The organism is Mesorhizobium sp. M0106, from assembly GCF_040322715.1.
Taxonomy (GTDB): Bacteria; Pseudomonadota; Alphaproteobacteria; order Rhizobiales; family Rhizobiaceae; genus Mesorhizobium.
The window spans coordinates 87,306-105,439 of record NZ_JAMYUA010000018.1; the positions used below are offsets into that span (position 1 = coordinate 87,306).

General features: G+C 62.5%; 19 protein-coding genes and 1 tRNA gene. 11 read left to right on the plus strand and 9 right to left on the minus strand.

Translation table 11 applies throughout. From position 1 onward, the window contains the following. Positions 1-131 precede the first annotated feature (131 nt). Together NKJ55_RS18960 and NKJ55_RS18965 are read left to right on the plus strand one after the other, a co-directional pair. A complete protein-coding gene (locus NKJ55_RS18960; RefSeq protein ID WP_352451186.1) occupies positions 132-557 on the plus strand; it encodes a hypothetical protein in 426 nt (141 codons plus the stop codon). 175 nt (positions 558-732) lie between these two features. Next, a complete protein-coding gene (locus tag NKJ55_RS18965) occupies positions 733-1,938 on the plus strand; it encodes a TadE/TadG family type IV pilus assembly protein (RefSeq protein ID WP_352451187.1) in 1,206 nt (401 codons plus the stop codon). Between the two features lie 374 nt (positions 1,939-2,312). Here NKJ55_RS18965 and NKJ55_RS18970 read toward each other — a convergent pair whose 3' ends face one another. From NKJ55_RS18970 to NKJ55_RS18980, 3 genes are all read right to left on the minus strand, one after another. Continuing rightward, entirely contained in the window at positions 2,313-3,701 is a 1,389-nt protein-coding gene (locus tag NKJ55_RS18970) for a UDP-N-acetylmuramoyl-tripeptide--D-alanyl-D-alanine ligase (RefSeq protein ID WP_352451188.1), read from the minus strand. Positions 3,702-4,583: 882 nt separating this feature from the next. Next, positions 4,584-4,660: transfer RNA gene (locus NKJ55_RS18975), tRNA-Arg, on the minus strand. Positions 4,661-4,707: 47 nt separating this feature from the next. After that, positions 4,708-5,400, minus strand: coding sequence for a winged helix-turn-helix transcriptional regulator (locus NKJ55_RS18980; RefSeq protein ID WP_352451189.1), 693 nt, complete (start codon positions 5,398-5,400; stop codon positions 4,708-4,710). A 339-nt stretch (positions 5,401-5,739) separates the two neighbouring features. On the opposite strand from NKJ55_RS18980, the gene NKJ55_RS18985 reads away from it, so the two are divergent. The 4 genes from NKJ55_RS18985 to NKJ55_RS19000 all read left to right on the plus strand — a co-directional run bounded on the left by NKJ55_RS18985 (position 5,740) and on the right by NKJ55_RS19000 (position 7,323). Beyond that, complete coding sequence (locus NKJ55_RS18985) at positions 5,740-6,066, plus strand: DUF1330 domain-containing protein (RefSeq protein WP_023677873.1); 327 nt, start codon at positions 5,740-5,742, stop codon at positions 6,064-6,066. Between the two features lie 115 nt (positions 6,067-6,181). After that, on the plus strand, positions 6,182-6,712 hold the full coding sequence (locus NKJ55_RS18990) for a hypothetical protein (RefSeq protein ID WP_352451190.1): 531 nt from the start codon (positions 6,182-6,184) through the stop codon (positions 6,710-6,712). Between the two features lie 135 nt (positions 6,713-6,847). Further along, a complete protein-coding gene (locus NKJ55_RS18995) occupies positions 6,848-7,138 on the plus strand; it encodes a hypothetical protein (RefSeq protein WP_352451191.1) in 291 nt (96 codons plus the stop codon). A gap of 41 nt (positions 7,139-7,179) precedes the next feature. Then, the gene (locus NKJ55_RS19000) at positions 7,180-7,323 is read left to right on the plus strand and encodes a glycine zipper domain-containing protein (RefSeq protein WP_198023575.1); all 144 of its coding nucleotides are present in this window, start codon (positions 7,180-7,182) and stop codon (positions 7,321-7,323) included. Between the two features lie 72 nt (positions 7,324-7,395). On the opposite strand, the gene NKJ55_RS19005 is transcribed toward NKJ55_RS19000, so the two are convergent. Beyond that, positions 7,396-8,559 carry a M20 aminoacylase family protein gene (locus tag NKJ55_RS19005; protein WP_352451192.1) on the minus strand — a complete coding sequence of 388 codons (1,164 nt, stop codon included), beginning with the start codon at positions 8,557-8,559 and terminating at the stop codon, positions 7,396-7,398. Positions 8,560-8,829: 270 nt separating this feature from the next. Between NKJ55_RS19005 and NKJ55_RS19010 the strand changes: the two genes are divergently transcribed. Together NKJ55_RS19010 and NKJ55_RS19015 are read left to right on the plus strand one after the other, a co-directional pair. Beyond that, complete coding sequence (locus NKJ55_RS19010) at positions 8,830-10,008, plus strand: D-alanyl-D-alanine carboxypeptidase family protein (RefSeq protein WP_352451217.1); 1,179 nt, start codon at positions 8,830-8,832, stop codon at positions 10,006-10,008. Positions 10,009-10,012: 4 nt separating this feature from the next. Next, the gene (locus NKJ55_RS19015; RefSeq protein ID WP_352451193.1) at positions 10,013-11,140 is read left to right on the plus strand and encodes a CobW family GTP-binding protein; all 1,128 of its coding nucleotides are present in this window, start codon (positions 10,013-10,015) and stop codon (positions 11,138-11,140) included. 244 nt (positions 11,141-11,384) lie between these two features. Here NKJ55_RS19015 and NKJ55_RS19020 read toward each other — a convergent pair whose 3' ends face one another. The 5 genes from NKJ55_RS19020 to NKJ55_RS19040 all read right to left on the minus strand — a co-directional run bounded on the left by NKJ55_RS19020 (position 11,385) and on the right by NKJ55_RS19040 (position 15,314). Then, positions 11,385-11,657 carry a sulfurtransferase TusA family protein gene (locus NKJ55_RS19020; RefSeq protein WP_352451194.1) on the minus strand — a complete coding sequence of 91 codons (273 nt, stop codon included), beginning with the start codon at positions 11,655-11,657 and terminating at the stop codon, positions 11,385-11,387. 5 nt (positions 11,658-11,662) lie between these two features. Next, positions 11,663-12,988, minus strand: coding sequence for a L,D-transpeptidase family protein (locus tag NKJ55_RS19025; RefSeq protein WP_352451218.1), 1,326 nt, complete (start codon positions 12,986-12,988; stop codon positions 11,663-11,665). 212 nt (positions 12,989-13,200) lie between these two features. Further along, positions 13,201-14,151 carry an acetyl-CoA carboxylase carboxyltransferase subunit alpha gene (locus NKJ55_RS19030; protein ID WP_352451195.1) on the minus strand — a complete coding sequence of 317 codons (951 nt, stop codon included), beginning with the start codon at positions 14,149-14,151 and terminating at the stop codon, positions 13,201-13,203. A 99-nt stretch (positions 14,152-14,250) separates the two neighbouring features. After that, positions 14,251-15,168: a site-specific tyrosine recombinase XerD gene (locus tag NKJ55_RS19035; protein ID WP_352451196.1), complete on the minus strand. Its 918-nt coding sequence runs from the start codon at positions 15,166-15,168 to the stop codon at positions 14,251-14,253. After that, the gene (locus tag NKJ55_RS19040; protein ID WP_023677884.1) at positions 15,165-15,314 is read right to left on the minus strand and encodes a hypothetical protein; all 150 of its coding nucleotides are present in this window, start codon (positions 15,312-15,314) and stop codon (positions 15,165-15,167) included. Before NKJ55_RS19040 ends, NKJ55_RS19035 begins: the two co-directional genes overlap by 4 nt. Positions 15,315-15,472: 158 nt before the next feature. Here NKJ55_RS19040 and NKJ55_RS19045 point away from each other — a divergent pair, with 158 nt between their 5' ends. From NKJ55_RS19045 to NKJ55_RS19055, 3 genes are read left to right on the plus strand one after another with little or no spacing between them, the layout of a single operon-like run. After that, positions 15,473-16,075, plus strand: a complete 603-nt coding sequence (locus NKJ55_RS19045) for a shikimate kinase (protein WP_352451197.1) — start codon at positions 15,473-15,475, stop codon at positions 16,073-16,075. Beyond that, positions 16,072-17,214, plus strand: a complete 1,143-nt coding sequence (gene aroB / locus NKJ55_RS19050) for a 3-dehydroquinate synthase (RefSeq protein WP_352451198.1) — start codon at positions 16,072-16,074, stop codon at positions 17,212-17,214. The genes NKJ55_RS19045 and aroB overlap by 4 nt, the downstream gene beginning before the upstream one ends. After that, positions 17,211-18,107: an HlyC/CorC family transporter gene (locus NKJ55_RS19055; protein WP_023677887.1), complete on the plus strand. Its 897-nt coding sequence runs from the start codon at positions 17,211-17,213 to the stop codon at positions 18,105-18,107. Before aroB ends, NKJ55_RS19055 begins: the two co-directional genes overlap by 4 nt. The last annotated feature ends 27 nt before the right edge of the window (positions 18,108-18,134 follow it).

Below are 18,134 nucleotides of genomic sequence, written 5' to 3' on the forward strand. Positions count from 1 at the left end.
CGGGCACAATTCAACCTCGGGACAGGTGGACTGTCTGGTACGTGAAGGGCTTGGTAAACTGGGCGAGGGCCCGAGAGGGGCTGCCGACTGCGCAGTATTACCTTTTTGGGCACTCGGCGGGAGGTCAATTCATGTCGCGTGTTGCAGCATTTGCCTTGTCGGATGCCAAGAGAGTGGTCGTAGCCAATCCGTCGACCTACGTATTGCCCTCCCTAGCAGAGGCGGCAGCCTACGGGCTGGGATGTCTCTCCTCGGGTTGCGTCTATACGCCGGATCAAGCCTCTCAGGAGTTGAAGGCCTATCTGGCTTTGCCTCTAACGATCTATCTTGGAGAAGACGACACTGGCGATGTCGATCTAAACGAAAGCGCAGCTGCTATGCGCCAAGGAGAGACGCGTTTGGATCGGGGACAGTTCACTTTTGAGCTGGCGCAAGCTGTCGCGACCGCTAACGGGTGGCCTTTCAATTGGCGTCTCGTGATTTTGCCGGGTGTCGGACATTCGGCACGCGATTTGTTGCAGTCTGACCAGGCTCAGCAAGTCTTCGGCCTTAAGTAAAGAATTAGCACATCGCTGACTTCAAGGTCTGCCGCGTTTCACTCAGCTCAATGAGCAGCGAGACAGCTTGCATCGCCTTTTTGCCGAGCGTGAATTGCCGCTGCATTTTGTTGTTCTAATTTAGTAAATTCTAAACCATCTTCGGTCTAAGGTGCTCTTAAGAGAGGGCTTCTGGATGCGGAGACTGAAAGATCTGCCGCCCGAAAAACGGGGGAACTTTGCCGTCGCGATGGCCTTAATGGTGGTGCCACTGGGCTTGGCCCTCGGCCTTAGCATTGACTTTACCAACGCCGCTTCCTGGAGATCCAAGCTGCAGGAGATAGCCGATTCGGCGGCTCTTGTTGCTGTCGAGAGCGATGGAGGAAACGAAGCAGCCGTCCAGGCCGCGAAGAATTGGGCGCTGGCCAATGGCTCCTTCGTGACCGGCGCTGTCGTTGGGGTGAGCATCACCACTCCTACTGCTGGGACGCGAGAGGCGGCGGTTGAAATCTCAGCTGGAATGCCAACCGCTTTCATGAGTCTTGCTGGAATTCGGAGCATTAACCTTCACGCGGCGGCAACGGCCCGAAAAGCCGCGCCGGATTATTGCTTCTATGTCCTCGATCCTGCCTCAAATGGAGCGCTGACGGTAATGGGTTCCGGGGGGCTTTCGGTGCCAAACTGCGGTATCCAAGTGAATTCCTCCAGTCCAAGGGCACTGAGGCACGTTGGAACCGGAAAGATTGTCGCCAGAAAAATCTCTATAGTGGGCAATTACCAAGGCGGCGGTTACACCATCATCCCGAAAACCAACCAACCCGAACTTGCAGACCCCCTTGTCGATCTACCGCAGCCCGTTCCACCGAACGGCTGCGACTACAGTGATCAGATGCTGACCGATGTTACCATTCCGGCCGGCCGGGTGTTCTGTGGAAACATCGATCTCGATGGAAATGTCGTTCTTTCTCCCGGAGTTCACTATTTTCAGAACGCAACAGTGAGCATCGGCAGCCATGTGAATCTCTCGGGCGACGAAGTCACGATATTCGTTGACTCCGAGTCAAGCATTATTCAGTCAGCAGGCAAAGGTGGCGTAAGGATTTCGGCTCCCACGAGCGGCATTTACGCTGGCATCGCTATCTTCGGGTCACGCACAGTTACGCCCTCTGTGCCGACGGTCTCATTGTCCGGAAACAAAAACTACTTAATTGAAGGGGCTATCTACCTGCCCCATCATCGTTTTCGGATGAGAGGGACAACAGACCTGAAGTCGACTGCCAACTCAGGTTGGATTGTTGCGTGGCAATTGTTCTATAGTGGCAACTCGAGTGTGGCCCTGGACTGGTATGGTGCGACTCCGCCGAAAGGCCTTGGAGACTTAGGAATAGTGCTCCTTCGCTGAAGCTATACTGATGTCAGTGCTCGGCACAGGGCTATATCTTTGTTGTTGCTGCATTGGGCTCGGACCAACCAACCATTCCCGGCGGCTGCCGTTATATGCATGGCCGAAATGACCGAGCGGGCATGACTGTGCGCAGCACTTCGGTTGGCGGCGTCCAGCCGGCGCTACCCTGGTCACCCGGGGGCAGCACAGATCGAATCAGGCGGCAAACAATTTTCCGCCAAGTGCCTGAGACTGTTTGGTAGTGGAACCAGTCATGGGCGGAGCTGATCTCCGGTCAATTTTTCTGCTTTGGTCCAAAAAAAGCGAAATTCGACGAATCTCAACGTTTCGGGCACTCTCGATCTCAAACACCGATGCTATATCGCGGCGGACTAGCGTCCAAATTGCCGGCGCAAGCGAGTTACAACTTCATGCAGACCCATGGCATTCGAAGCTTTCACAAGAAGGCGGTCCTTCGCGCGCAGGATAGTGGCGAGCTCGGGCAACACATCGTCTGCTGTCGCGAAGTGTGGGCCGAGGAGGTACTCCGGCAGGGCACGACGGAGATATGTCATCTGCGTCCCAACCGTCATCACCATATCCAGATCGGCCGCGAGAACGGGTTCCGCCAGACCGGCGTGAAATTCGGCCGATCGTGGCCCGAGTTCCCGCATGTCGCCAAGAAGGGCAAGCTTTCGGCCCCCACTTGCGCGCTTCCCCTCAGCGAGTGCCGCCAGCACGGCGGCCACCGATGTCGGATTCGCGTTGTAGGCCTCATCGACGACATGGACCTCGCCGGACGCGAGGACGATGCGTATGACTTCGCCACGTCCGTGGATGGCCTGCACCTCCCCGAGCGCGTTGGTCGCAGCTCCCAGATCAAGGCCGAGCGAATCGACAGCCGCCAGCGCGCTGAGGCTGTTGACTGCCATGTGCCGCCCTGGATTACCTAGCTTGTAGGCGAAATCCCGGCCCTTCAGGACCGCACGCACCAGTTGATCTTCGTGCGAATAGTCCACGAGCCGGTAGTCGGCCTTAGCATGTTCACCGAAGGACACGACCTTCGCCCCGAACGACAGCGCGCGGGCTCGGAGATATTCGAAATGCTCGGAATCCCGGGGGACGATCGATGTGCCGCCCTCAGCGACATCGTACAGGCGGGCTTTCAACTTGGCGATGGCCTCACGCGAGCCGTACTCTTCGAGATGGGCGTCGCCGATCGTCGTGATAAGAGCGACATGCGGCTTGAGCGCAGATACCTCAAGGAGCCGCCGAAAAAAGCCAATCGACACCTCGATAGCGTGGATGCCATCAGGAAGGTTGGCGATCAGGCCGAGCACGCCGGAGACGGTATTGAAGTTTTCGCCCGGAAAAGGTGGATAACCAGCTGCGGTGAGAATGACGTTGATCATCGCCGTGGTGCTCGTCTTGCCGACGCTGCCGCCAACCGCGATCAGGCGTCCGCCGTAAGCAGACCGCGCTCGCTCGGCGAGATACTTCATGGCGACGCGGACCGAAGCCACCCGGAGCAACGGCAAGTCTTCGAAGTTGGGCCGGTACTCTCGGTCCGCGAGGAGCGCGAGCCCCTGTCGCCTGAAGCGCCTGATCTTCCTGGGGTGTACGCCGTAACGGTAGGTGCCAACGCGCGGGATGACGAGCGCGCCGGGGCCGATCAGTGCGTCGTAGAAGGCTATGCAGTCGGTCGTCCAGCCTTCCGGCAGGTCGCCTTCCCATATGCCTCCAGTGATCTCCGCAAGCTCAGCCTTCGTCCAAGGGTGCATTTCTCCCCCTGTTTCCGCCGATCGATCCGCGCCTCGGCCGCCTGGATGCGTGGCCGTCCGACACCCCCGTCCTGTGGTTCGATCACTTTCAGCCAATTCCGCCCAATGTGCAATGGTTCCGGGTACCACCGGAGACCTTTGCCGGGTTCAAAGCGGCCTTCGCCAAGCCCGCTACTTTAACGACCACATCCGCAATCACTTTTGAGATCGTCTGGTTGGGACCGATCACGATCTTGGATGAGCGAAACCATCTGTTCGAACGCTGGTCACCTATTCATCGAGTTCAACGGCTCATGGTCGGGGAGACAGTGATGCAGCACCTCGCCAAGGTTTCGCTTGTCGAACGTCTGGCCACAAACGGGGCAGAACTCGAAATATCCTGCTTCGTCGTTGGCCGGCGGCCCGTGGCCCTTGCCCTTGATGCCGGTTGCGGGGTTGTTGGTTCGATCTCGTCTCACGTTGGTCGCCACCGCACGTAACTTTCATGGGGACAAGCCGACAGCCGATCGGGGGTTCCAGCGGCCGCCGGGCCTACCGGCTGCCAGTGGCGCTGCCGGGTAAAGTCAATTGTAGGCCATTTCATGCGTCATTACTAATACAATAAAATGATAGCGTTCCGTTCCTCTAGCCGCCAGACCGGGCGCGTCCATTCCCCCTATGATGCGGAGACGTCGACGCTGAAAAACGGGCAAGTTGATTGGGAACAACGACTACCTACTTCGATTTAGGCATCGTAGCGCCGCGCTTCGCAGCGGTTTTGGGCCGCTTCGCCCTTGGAATATGTGTGCCCAAAGTCTGAAGGTCTGCGAAATTCGCCGTACTTATTTCGCAAAAATCCTGCAAAAAAAGTACGGCGGCGGTTCGCTAAGTACTTGAAAAACATGGTGATCCCGACAGGAATCGAACCTGTGACCTACAGATTAGGAATCTGCCGCTCTATCCTACTGAGCTACGGGACCATCGCGCCCGACACATAACCGCTTCGGATCGTTTCGCCAAGAGGCAGCTAGGCCGCTCGTTTGGGTTCGACCGCGAACGGGCTCAGGCCCAGCCAGGTCTGCATTTTACGGGCGATATCCTGGTCTCCCGTCAAGATGACTTTCGCCCCTGCCTTCTCGACGGTGATCAGCCCCATCCAGATTTCGGTCATGGTGTGCAGGTCGGTCGAGACGTAGAGATCGACATCGAAGCCCGGGTCGTACCAGCAGAGGTCGACCTCGCCGTGCTTCTCGACGATCAGCCACCATGACCGTTTGGAGGCGGGGAGCTCCTGATACAGAAATTGTATCACCGTGCGCCCGTCGGGCAGCGGCGACGCGTTGAGATTGCGCCGCATGTCCCACATCAGCAGCGACGGATCGAGGTTCTTCAGCGACAGCCGCGACTCGACCCATTTCTGCCCCCAAAAGCCCATCGCCTCGACGACGGACCGCAAATCCCTGCCTGCCTCGGTCATCCGGTATTCGAAGATGCCTTTCTCGCCGCGCACCTCCTTGCGCTCGACGATCCCGGCCAGTTCGAGCTCCTTGAGCCTTTGCGACAGAAGGGTCGGCGACATTTTGGGGACGCCGCGGCGCAGATCGTTGAAACGGGTCGAGCCCGCCACCAATTCGCGAAGCAGAACCATGGTCCAGCGGGTGCACAGCACCTCGGCAGCCATCGATAACGGGCAGAACTGTTTGTATCCGGATTGGGTCATGATGTTGCCTTCCCCTCAAACTCAGCCGGGATCATAGGCCTTCTCCGGCGGCACGGCGAGTACAGAAACTGTACCGGCCCAGTGCGGTGGAATCGAAGTTCCTGCTTTCTGGGTGGCATCAGCGTTAGGAACTTCAAATCCAAAACCACACTGGAAATCCAAGCACTTGCTGGTGTGGCTTTTGAATCCGAAATTCGCTCGCTGCGTAGCTCCAAAGTGAATGCGAATTTCGGATTCGCCACACCAGTACAGATCGGGGACTGGCTGGCGCGACCCTTGCCATGCGACCCCTCTGCCGCTGCACGGGATACCCCTGTGCACGACCAGGAGACATGACCCATGACCGCTTACGTTATCGCAGACATCAAGGTGAGGGACCCGAAGTGGATGCCGGCCTATGCCGCGTCGGTCCACGACCTCGTTCACAAGCACGGCGGCAGATATCTGTCGCGCAGCGGCAATGTGAAGACGCTCGAAGGCAAGCCGCTCGACACGACGCTGATCGCCTTGATGGCGTTCCCGACCGAGGCAGCGGCGCGCGCCTTCACCGACGATCCTGCCTACGCACCCTTCGTTTCGGCCCGTCAGGGCGGCAGCGACAGCCGTTTCCAGCTGATCGACAATTCCGATCTGGCCGGAACCATCCCGTATCTGCCGAAGGGATGATCGGCATTCGTCGCATCGGGACAGGGATCTCCCAGCAACAACAGCCACAGCGCCCACCTGCCGGACCTCCTTACCTCCGGCGGCCGGCCGGGCTGTGCTTTTCAAGAAGAATGGAATGACTATGACAATCAACTTTCGCAATAGAGTTCTCGCTGCCGCGGCGCTGCTGTCGGCCTGCACTGCGTTGGCGCAGGCGCATCAGGCAGCGCCCGCGTCCGGTCCCAATCCACTGGCCGACAAGGTACGCGCCGCCAACAGCCGCTTCGAGAATGTGGCGGCGGCGACCGCCGAGGGCTATGCGCCGATCCCCTGCGCCAGCGGCATCACCGGCGGCGCCATGGGCATCCATTACGTCAATCCCGGCTACCTCAAGGACGACGCTGTCGATGTCGCCAAGCCCGAAGCCGTCATGTACGAGCCGATGGCCGACGGCACGCTAAAACTGATCGCGGTCGAATACATCACCTCGAAAGGCCCGGCCTCGCTCGATGGACATCTGTTCAACTTCAACAGCGCGCCCAATCGCTATGGCCTCGGTCCGTTCTACGAGCTGCATGTCTGGGCCTGGAAGGGCAACCCGACCGGCGCGTTCGCCGATATGAACCCGAACGTGTCGTGCGAACCGACGACTGCTGTCAGCCAGTAAGCAGCCGAGCCAGGCGGCGCCGACGCCGCCTGGCCGCGCTGAATTGCGGGGCAGCCGGCAACGGGCGCAAAGACGGCTCAGATAGCGGAACTTTCGGGATGCCGGCGCGCTTTAGTGTCCCGAAGGAGACACCGCATGAGCGCCACCAAAGAGTTCTTTGAAACCTGGCTGCAGGAGAATGTCGGCAATCTGCCGGCCGAGAGCGAGGTGAGCGTCGCCGTCCTGGCGCAGCAATTCGAGCAGGATGCCGATGCTGCCGGCTATGGCCACGAGGTTCGCGAAGACGAACTCGGCAATATCCAGGAGGCGATCGAGGCAGCCCTGACGAAGGCGAGGACAGGCGAAGAGCCGCAGGCTGCCGACGACAATGAGCTGGCGCCGGTCATGGAGGCGCTGGAGGTCGAGGATCCGAAGAGCGGACCGTAGCGGTTGCGGCTCTTCCCTTCCACGCTACATGACCGGGCATAATGGATGCCAAACACCTCACACTCGGCGTCGTGATCGGCGTGGCTATCGGCGTCGTGTTGGACAACATTGTTGCGGGCATCGGTATAGGTATTGCTCTGGGCATTGCCTTCGGCCTTGCCCGGAAGTCGTCCGGCCGGAAGTGACCAGCAGAACATGTCCTGCCCGGTTTTGCCGCCCAGAGGTGCGGCGGTTGCCGCACCGCCGATGCCGAATGGCTACGCCGCCAGCGCTGTTTCCGCCAGCTTCACCCAATAGCTCATGCCGTGCGGGATGACCTCGTCGTTGAAGTCGTAGGCCGGGTTGTGCAGGCCGGCGGTATCGCCATTGCCGATGAAGATGAAGGCGCCCGGCCGCGCTTCAAGCATGTAGGAGAAATCCTCGCCGCCCATCACCGGCTGGATCGCGCGGTGCACATGGCTGTCGCCGGCGACGTCGGCCGCGATGTCGCTGGCAAAGACCGTCTCTTCTGGATGGTTGAAGGTGACGGGGTAATTGGCATTGTAATCAACCTCGATTGTCGCGCCGAAGGCAGCGCCCAGGCCTTGGCAAAGTGCGCGGATGCGCTCTTCGGCCTTCTTGGCGACTTCCTTCTTCAGCGTGCGTACGGTGCCGGCGATCTCGGCGGTCTCGGGAATGACGTTATAGGCGTCGCCGGCGTGGAATTTCGTCACCGAGACGACCACCGCCTCGACCGGATCGGTGCTGCGCGAGGCGATCGTCTGCAATGCGCCGACGAGTTGGCTGGTGATGACGATCGGATCGATGGTGCCGTGCGGCATCGCCGCGTGGCCGCCCCGGCCCTTGACGGTGATGGTGAATTCGGCAGTCGCCGCCATGATCGGACCCGGCCTGATGGCGAACTGGCCGACCGGCAGGCCCGGCATGTTATGCATGCCGAACACCTTGGAGATGCCGAAGCGCTCCATCATGCCGTCCTTGACCATCTCGTTGCCGCCGCCGCCGCCCTCTTCGGCCGGCTGGAAGATGACCGCGACGGAACCGGCGAAATTGCGTGTTTCGGCGAGGTATTTGGCGGCACCCAACAGCATCGCGGTGTGGCCGTCATGGCCGCAGGCGTGCATCTTGCCGGGGACGGTCGAGGCATAGGATTTGCCGGTGATCTCGTTGAGCGGCAGCGCGTCCATGTCGGCGCGCAGGCCGATGGTCGAGCCTTCGCCGTGGCGGCCGCGGATGATGCCGACGACGCCGGTCTTGCCCAAACCCGTCACGATATCGTCGCAGCCGAAAGCCTTCAGCTTCTCGGTGACGAAAGCGGCGGTCTTGAAGACGTCGAAATTCAGCTCCGGCGTCTGGTGCAAATGGCGGCGCCAGCCGGCCACCTCGTCCTGCATTTCGGCGGCTCGGTTCAGGATCGGCATGATGGTTCCATTTCGCTGTTGGAGCAGGCGGTCTTGGCCTGCTGCTTTGCAATTGTGCCTGCTGCCTTGCAACCATGCACGCTGCTTTGCATTGTGCTGCTGCTTCCACATTGTGATCGGCAGCACTTTGCCATGTTGACGTCACATAGAGTAAATAGCACCGCGACTGTGGTCCGGGAACAGAGGGCCGGACCATTATCCTGGCGATCGTGTAACGAAATCTTACGGAGCCAGGTGGGACTGCGGCAAGAGGCTATTTCGGTTTTCATGATGCGCTACAGGCATTTCCTCAAACTGTTGGTGGCGGGCACGGTGGTGCTTGCGTCGCTGGCCGGGCCTGCCTTGGCCAATCCGACAATCCTGTTCGACCTGAACAGCGGCAAGATCCTGCAGCACCAGGAGGCGTTCAGGCGCTGGTACCCGGCTTCGCTGACCAAGCTGATGACCGCCTATGTGGCGTTTCGTGCGATTGCCGCGGGCGAGGTCCAGCTCGATTCGCCGATCAAGGTAACGAAACATTCTGCCGGCGAGCCGCCGAGCAAGATGGGCTTCAAGCCGGGCTCGGTGATGCGGTTGGATAATGCGCTGAAGATGATGCTGGTCAAATCGGCCAACGATATCGCCATGGCGGTCGGCGAGAATATCGGCGGTTCGCAAGCGGCTTTCGCCGAACGCATGAACGCCGAAGCGCAGAGGCTCGGCATGAGCGGGTCCCATTTCGTCAATCCGAACGGGCTCTATTCGCCGGACCAGTATACGACAGCGCGCGATCTCGCTTTGCTGGTGATGGCGATTCGCAAGGAATTTCCGCAATATGCCCCCTGGTTCTCGATCGAAGGCCTTGCCGTCGGCAAGAAGGCGATCTCCAACTACAACCTGCTGATCGGCCGCTATCAGGGTGCCGACGGCATGAAGACGGGTTTCGTCTGCTCGTCCGGTTTCAACATGATCGGCTCGGCGACCCGCAACGGCCGCACCCTGGTCGCCGTGGTGCTCGGCGAACGATCGGCAGTCACCCGCGCCGAGGCGGCGGCAAAATTGCTCGACCAGGGTTTTGCAACCCCGGCGCCGAGCTGGCTGACGGTCGCGGCGCTGCCCGCCTATGGCGACACCATGTCGGCCAACGACATGAACGACGAAATCTGCAAGAAGAAACCGGTCGAGGAGCAGTCGGAAGCCGCCCCCGCGGTCGGCGACAAGGGCAAGGACGTGCCGAAATCGCCCTATCAGGAAAAGCTCGACCATGTACCGACGCTGATCGCCGTAGGCCTCGGCGGCGCCACGGGGCCGAAGCCGAAGGCGATGCTCGACGCCTCCGGGCAGGAATATGCCGACGTGCCGCTGCCGACATGGCGGCCGGACCGGGCGCCGCCGGCCGGCGCCGAGCCAGTTGTGGCCGGATCCGCCACCGCCGCGCAGGTCCAGCAGCCGGCCAAGGCGCTGAACTAGCCGCATGGCCGGCTTCCCGATCCCCGTTTCGGTGCTCACCGGCTTTCTCGGTGCCGGCAAGACGACGCTGCTCAACCGGCTGCTCCGGGATCCGGCGCTCGCCGACACCGCCGTCATCATCAACGAGTTCGGCGAGGTGGCGATCGACCATCTCCTGGTCGAGCAGGCCTCCGACGGCATCATCCAGCTCTCCGACGGCTGTCTCTGCTGCACGGTGCGGGGCGAGCTGGTCGACACGCTGGCCGACCTCGTCGACCGTCTGCAGACCGGCCGCATCGACCGGCTTGCTCGCGTCATCGTCGAGACCACCGGGCTCGCCGATCCCGCCCCCGTACTGCAGTCGATCATGGCACACCCGGCCCTGGTCCAGGCCTTCCGGCTCGACGGCGTCATCACCCTGGTCGATGCCGTCAACGGCAATGCGACGCTCGATGCCCATGTCGAGGCGGTGAAGCAGGTGGCCGTCGCCGATCGCATCGTGCTCAGCAAGGCCGACCTGACCACGGATGCAGGCGATGTCGAGGCGTTGCGGGCGCGGCTCAGGCAGCTCAACCCGGGCGCCGTGGTGCTTGACGCGGGCGAGGCAAGCACCGCGACCCTGTTCGATAGCGGCCTCTACAATCCGGCCACCAAATCCGTCGATGTGCAGCGTTGGCTCGGCGAAGAAGCCGGCCACGACCATGACCACGACGGCCATGACCACGGCGGGCATGATCACGACGGGCATGACCATGCCGACCATGATCACCATGATCACAGGCACGATTCCCGCGTGCGTTCGTATTCGCTGGTTCATGACGGGCCGGTGCCGTTTTCGGCAATCGAGATGTTCCTCGATCTGTTGCGCTCGGCGCATGGCGAGCGCCTTTTGCGGATGAAAGGCGTCATCGAGCTTGCCGAAGACCCGTCGTGGCCGCTGGTTATCCATGGCGTGCAGAAGATCCTGCATCCGCCGGTGCAACTGCCGGCCTGGCCGGACAGCCAGCGCGGCACCAGACTGGTGCTGATCACGCTCGACATGCCCGAAGACTATGTCCGGCGGCTGTTCGCCGCCTTCACCAACCGGCCGTCGATCGACACGCCGGATCGCGCAGCACTGGAAAGCAACCCGCTGGCTATTGCCGGGCGGTAGAGGCTTTCATAGGCTTCAGTTCGGAGCGCCGCGCTATCTCGGCATCGAAAACGTTCGGGAGCTGGCGGCGTCGGCGAAGCTGCCGATCTCCCCCCTTGAGGGGGAGATGTCGCCGAAGGCGACAGAGGGGATCGCCTCGGCTGGCGCGACGCCCTGTGGGACGAAAGAAAAGGTTGGCGCTTCACGCGCGGCAACCCCCTCTGGCCTGCCGGCCATCTCCCCCTCAAGGGGGGAGATTACGCGTTCAGCCGCCGCGCTCGACCAGGAAGCGGTGGCCGCCTGCCGCCGCCGCCGTTTCGACCAGTCGATGGCCGCTCTCGGCGCAGAAGGCGGGAATGTCGATGACGGCGAGCGGGTCGGTGGTTTCGAGCCACAGCCGGCTGCCCGGCTGCATTGCGGCCAGGCGCTTTTTTGCCTTGAGCACGGGCAACGGGCAGTTCAGGCCTTTGAGGTCGTAGACGGCGGCGGGGCTGGTTGAGGGCCTGTCTTCTTGGCCCCCATCTTCTTGCTCAAGCATGAAGTTCAGCCGCCAAACATGCCGAGCAGCTTTTTCTTCAACCTTGTCGCCGTGCTTTCGGCGTCCGCAGCCTGCGTTTCGACTGCCGGGGCGGCGTCCGATGGCGCTACGGTGGCGGTGGCGACAGGCATCTCTGCGGCGGTCTTGGCAGCTTCCTTTTCGGCGAGCGCCTGGGCTTTGGCAGCTTCCTTCTCGGCCAGGGCCTGTGCCTTGGCTGCCGCTTTCGCTGCCTTCGCCGCTTCTATCGCGGCAAGCCGCTGTTCCTCGGCCTTCTGCTTGGCGGCCTTTTCGGCGTCGAGCGCCGCCATCTTGCGGCCCGCCGGCGAATCGATGCGGCCCATGCGCGCCGTTTCGGCCACCGTGCCGTCCGGGTTGAGCGAGGGCGGCTCGATCGGAACGCGTTCGCCGCGGGCACGCCGCTTCGACCAGTCGGAAACGATGCTGGCTTCCTTGATCCCGGCGATGGTCGGCTTGGGTGCCGGCACGCTGGCCTTGACGGCGCCGTTGAAGGCCGCCTCATAGGTGCTTTGATAGGCGTTGATGGCGCTCTTCAGCGAATCGGGCTGGGTGGTCACAGGGCAAGCGCCGGTCGGATTGAAGGGCGAGCCGTCGGCCGCTACCTGGTTGAAGACGTAGCGCTTCTCGCAGACGTCGACTTTCGGCGGCACCTTGGTGACCTCGAAATTGTCGTAGCCGACCTTCAGCATCTTCCAGAATTCGTAGTTCGGGTCGTTGCGATAGCGCGCCATGTTGGCTGCGGTCATGCGGAACGGAAAAGCCTGGATCTGGAACTCGGTCTGGCCGCCCTGGAAGGCGTCGCGGCCGAAGGCGTAGATCTGCTCGATCTGCGCGTCGGTCATCGAATAGCAGCCGGACGACGAGCAGGCGCCATGGACCATCAGGTTGGAACCGGTGCGGCGATTGGCGCGGTCATAGGCGTTCGGGTAGCCGATGTTGAAGGACAGGTGGTAATTCGACCGCGGATTCATCTGTGCCGGGCGGACCGTGTAAAAGCCTTCCGGCGCCTGGCGGTCGCCTTCGGTGAACTTCGGCCCGAGCTTGCCCGACCATTTGCAGATGTCGTAGCTGGCGACCAGGTCGTAGCGGCCGTTGGTCTTGGCCTTCCAGATTTCGAGCTTGCCTTCTTCCTTGAAGATGCGGGCCATCACCGAGGAGGTGCGGACCATGCCCTTGGCTTTCATCTCGGCCAGGATCTTGTCCGGCAGCGGCTTGTTGGCTTGCGGCGCAAAATCCTTCATCGAAGCGTCATTGCAGCCGGCGACGCCGATCGCAGCGATCAGAACTCCGGTGCGGGCAAGCTTGGCAAACATGGATATGGCTATCGTCTTCATCTCTGCGCCGCGGATGCTGCGGCTGCTAAACTGACCACTGACGGACCCTAAGCCCGTTAACCTTGAAAATTCCTTACCGCAATCATGCTGGCGCGTCCCCTTACGGCAACCCCACTGAGCCGAATGCGGCGGCATTTTTGTGGCAAAACTGGTTCACGCCGCCACATTTCGGGCCGCGTGCCTGCCGGACGTTACAGATTGCGGCCCATCGCCAGGTATTTCTCGCGGCGATGCTCGCGGAAGTCGGTGTTGGCGCCGGAGAATTCCTTCATCGTCCTGGCGATGAGGTCGCCGGTGGCGGCAATCACCGTTTCGGGGGCGCGATGGGCACCGCCGAGCGGCTCGGCGACGATGGCGTCGATGATCTTCAGCTCCAACAGATCCTGCGCCGTGATCTTCATGTTGGTCGCAGCGTCCTTGGACCGCGTGGTGTCGCGCCACAGGATCGAGGCGGCGCCTTCCGGCGAGATCACCGAATAGATGGCGTGTTCGAGCATGTAGACGCGGTTGGCGGTGGCGATCGCTATGGCGCCGCCCGAGCCGCCTTCGCCGATCACCACCGAGATCGACGGCACCTTCAGGCCAAGGCAGGCCGAGGTCGAGCGGGCGATGGCTTCCGCCTGGCCGCGCTCTTCGGCGTTGACGCCCGGATAGGCGCCGGCCGTGTCGACCAGCGTCAGCAGCGGGATTTGGAAGCGGTCGGCGAGTTCCATCAACCGCACCGCCTTGCGGTAGCCCTCCGGCCGCACCGAGCCGAAATTATGCTTCAGCCGGCTTGTCGTATCGGAACCCTTCTCCTGGCCGATGATTGCCACCGGCTCGCCACGGAAGCGGGCGAAGCCGCCGACGATCGCCTGGTCCTCGCCGAAATTGCGGTCGCCGGCGAGCGGCGTGAAATCGGTAAGCAGACCCTTGATGTAGTCGATGCAATGCGGCCTGTCCGGATGGCGCGCCACCTGCACCTTCTGCCATGGCGTCAGCGCCTTGTAGGCGTCGCGCAGCGCATCGCGCGAGCGCTTTTCGAGACGGGCGATCTCATCGCCGACATCGACCGCCTCGCCGTTCTCGGCAAGCTTCTTCAGCTCAAGGATCTTGCCTTCGAGATCCTGCACAGGCTTTTCGAAATCGAGGTAATTGTACATTCTTGGGCGGACCGGCAAGTCGGAAGGCAATGACTGACGCAAGCCTGAAAATGCAGGCTGGGCGCGGTGGAACGTCGTTCTCACATAGCGACATGACGCCTAGTCGGCAAGCGGATGATGATCGTTGACCAGACGCACCAGCCGCTCCTCCAGCACATGCGTGTATATCTGCGTCGTTGAAATATCGGCATGGCCGAGCAGCTGCTGCACGGCCCTGAGATCGGCGCCGTTCTGCAGCAGATGGCTGGCGAAAGCATGGCGCAGCACATGCGGCGATATCTTCGCCGTGGCAATGCCGGCCCGCGCGGCAAGCCCTTTCAGCTCGCGGGCAAAGACCTGTCTCGAGAGATAGCCGCTGTCGGCGGCGGCCGGAAACAGGAACGGGCTGTCGGCAAAAGCCGGCACCGTTGCCCGTGCGGCAAGCCATGTCCGCATCGCCGCGCGCGCCTTGGCCGACAGCGGCACCATGCGCTCCTTGTTGCCCTTGCCGCGCACCATGAAGAAGCGGTCGTCGCGCTGTGCCACCGTCACGGGAAGGCCGACCAGCTCCGAAACGCGCAAGCCGGTGGCGTAGAGCACCTCGACCAGTGCGTGCAGGCGCAGCGCCGCCAGCCTGTCGCCGTCATGCATGGAGGGGTCCATCGCCTCCTGCGCCGCGCGGTCGAGCAGCCGGCCGGTATCGGCCTCGCTCATCGTCTTAGGCAGCGGCCGGCCCTTCTTCGGACTGTCCAGCGTGCCGGTCGGATCGTCACCCCGCAGGCCTTCGGCGTAGAGGAACTTGAAGAACTGCCGGATCGCCGACAATTTGCGCGCCTGCGAGGTGGCGGCAAAGCCGCGCGCGGCGATGTCGTCGAGATAGGCACGGATGTCGGCGCTGGTGGCAGCGGCAAGCCCACCGCCGATCCCGGCGGAAGCGTCTTCGAGGTCGCGGCGATAGGAGGAAAGCGTGTTTTCGGCCGCGCCGCGCTCGGCGCTCATCATCTCCAGGAAGGCTTCGATGCGGGCGGCGCTGTTCATTTTTTGGGATTGAGCTTTTCTGGAGGGATACGCACGCTCATTTCCGCCTTCCTCGGCTCGACGAACATGACCAAGGCGAACATCGCGCCATAGACAATGCCGGCCAGAATCGCGAGCGTCACGACAAAGCGAAACAGTGTTGGCATTAATTTTCGCCCGTCGTCTTATTCTGCATTTCCAACCCTGTGCCCTTATGAGACGCCAATCCGGCCAATTCAAGGGTGAAGCCCATAGTCCCGGTTGCGCCGCGCTTGACGCAAACAGGCTTTTGATGTCGATACGCCGCCAAAGAGGCCCTAGAAGCATGAACGCGCTACCAGCAAATCCTCCGGGCGAGAGCCATGCCGCGCTGCTCGGCCGGCTGGGCGGCCGTTCCATCGTCTTTGTCGGGCTGATGGGCGCCGGCAAGACGGCGATCGGCCGCAAGGTGGCGGCGATGCTGGCACTGCCCTTCATCGACAGCGACCAGGAGATCGAAACTGTTTCGCGCATGAGCGTCCCGGACCTGTTCGAGCGCTATGGCGAGGCGGAGTTCCGGGCACTGGAGCAGCGCGTCATCCTGCGTGTGCTGGAGCACGGGCCGCAGGTGCTGTCGACCGGCGGCGGCGCCTTCATGAACGCGCAGACGCGCGAGGCGATCGCCAGCCATGGCGTTTCGGTTTGGCTGAAAGCCGAGATCGACCTGTTGATGGAGCGCGTTTCCAAGAAACAGAACCGGCCGCTGCTGAAAAGCGCCGATCCGCGCGCCGTGCTGGAACGGCTGATGGCGGAACGCTACCCGGTTTATGCCGCGGCCGATGTCATCGTGCCGACCCGCGACGACCGCAAGGAGATCATTGCCGCCGAAGTGGTGGACGCGCTGCGCGGCCATCTCGGCGTTGCCGATATTGACGAGGTGCGGTCGTGAGCGCTGATGCAACGGTCTCTGTCGAAGTCGGGCTTGGCGAGCGTGCCTACGATATTTTGATCGGTCCCGGCCTGCTGTCACGCGCCGGCGCCGAGATTTCGCGCTGTCTGCCGGGGACGCGGGCGGCGGTCGTCACCGACGAAAACGTTGCGGCCGCGCATCTCGCGACGCTTGCGGCCGGCCTGGCAAGCGGTGGCATCCAACATGCCGTCATCACGTTGCCGCCAGGCGAAAAGACCAAGAGCTTTGCGCATCTCGAAGAGGTGGTCGACGGCGTGCTGGCCGCCAAGCTGGAGCGCGGCGACGTCGTCATCGCGCTCGGCGGCGGCGTCGTCGGCGACCTCGCCGGCTTTGCCGCCGGCATCGCGCGGCGCGGCATGAACTTCGTACAGGTTCCGACCTCGCTGCTGGCGCAGGTCGATTCCTCCGTCGGCGGCAAGACCGGCATCAACAGCAAGCGCGGCAAGAACCTGGTCGGGGTATTCCACCAGCCGAGGCTGGTGCTGGCCGACACCGAAGTGCTCGACACGCTGCCGATCCGCGAGTTTCGCGCCGGCTATGCCGAACTGGCCAAATACGGGCTGATCGACCGGCCCGAGTTTTTCTCCTGGCTGGAAGAAAACTGGCGTCAAGTGTTTGTCGGCGGGCCGGAGCGGGCTGCGGCCATCGCCGAGGCCTGTCGTGCCAAGGCCGACGTCGTTGCCCGCGACGAGTTCGAGACCGGCGACCGCGCGTTGCTCAATCTCGGCCACACCTTCGGTCATGCGCTGGAGGCGGCGACCGGCTATGACGGCGCAAGGCTCGTGCATGGCGAGGGCGTCGCCATCGGCATGGCGCTGGCGCACCGCTTTTCGTCAAGGCTCAATTTGGCGAGCCCCGACGACGCGGCGCGTGTCGAGGCGCATCTTCGCGCCGTCGGTCTGCCCTGGCGCATGGCCGACATTCCAGGCGAACTGCCCGACGCCGAGACGCTGTTCTCCTTCATCACCCAGGACAAGAAGGTGTCGCGCGGCGAGCTGACCTTCATCCTGACGCGCGGCATCGGCCAGGCCTTTATCGCCCGGGATGTGCCGGCCTCGGAAGTGCTGGCGTTCCTCCGGGAGAACCATCCGGGTCGGCAGGAAAGCCGCCCGGGATGAGCCAGGCCGGCTGGATCGCGGCTGCCGTGCTCGCCGGCCTCGGCCTGCTGGGCTTCGTCTTGCGCCGGCGCCTGCTCGCCGCCTTCGGCTACGAGCTGCAACGCATCGAGCCGCAGCGCTCGGCGCGCGAGGAACTGCGCGGCGCCGTCGACGATTTCCGCCGCGACGGCCAGGTGGTGCGCGAGGACCGCGCCCGCATCGGCGGCCTGTTCGACCTCGAGGAGCTCGAAGTGTCGGACGTCATGGTCCACCGCACGAATATGCGCTCCGTCAACGCCGACGACCCGCCCGAAGCGGTGGTTCGCGAGATCCTGCAGAGCCCGCACACCCGCATGCCGTTGTGGAAGGGTTCGCTCGACAACATTGTCGGCGTGCTGCACGCGAAGGATCTGCTGCGCGCGCTGAACGAGGTCGGCAACGATTTTTCCAGGATCGACGTGATGAAGATCGCGTCGAAACCGTGGTTCGTGCCCGACACCACGACGCTTCAGGAGCAGCTCAATGCCTTCCTGCGCCGCAAGGCGCATTTCGCCATCGTCGTCGACGAATATGGCGAGGTCGAAGGGCTGGTGACGCTGGAAGACATCATCGAGGAGATCGTCGGCGAGATCGCCGACGAGCACGACATCGACATCCAGGGCGTCAAGCAGGAGGCCGACGGCTCCGTCGTCGTCGACGGCACGGTGCCGATCCGCGACCTTAACCGGGCGCTCGACTGGAACCTGCCGGACGAGGAAGCCACCACCATCGCCGGCCTTGTCATCCACGAGGCGCAGTCGATCCCGGACGAAAAGCAGGCCTTTACGTTTCACGGCAAGCGCTTCGTCGTCATGAAGCGCGACAAGAACCGTATCGCGCGGCTGAGGATCAAGCCGGCGATGCTTGGAGAATGACAGTGCGCACCTTGTGGCAGCCGTGGG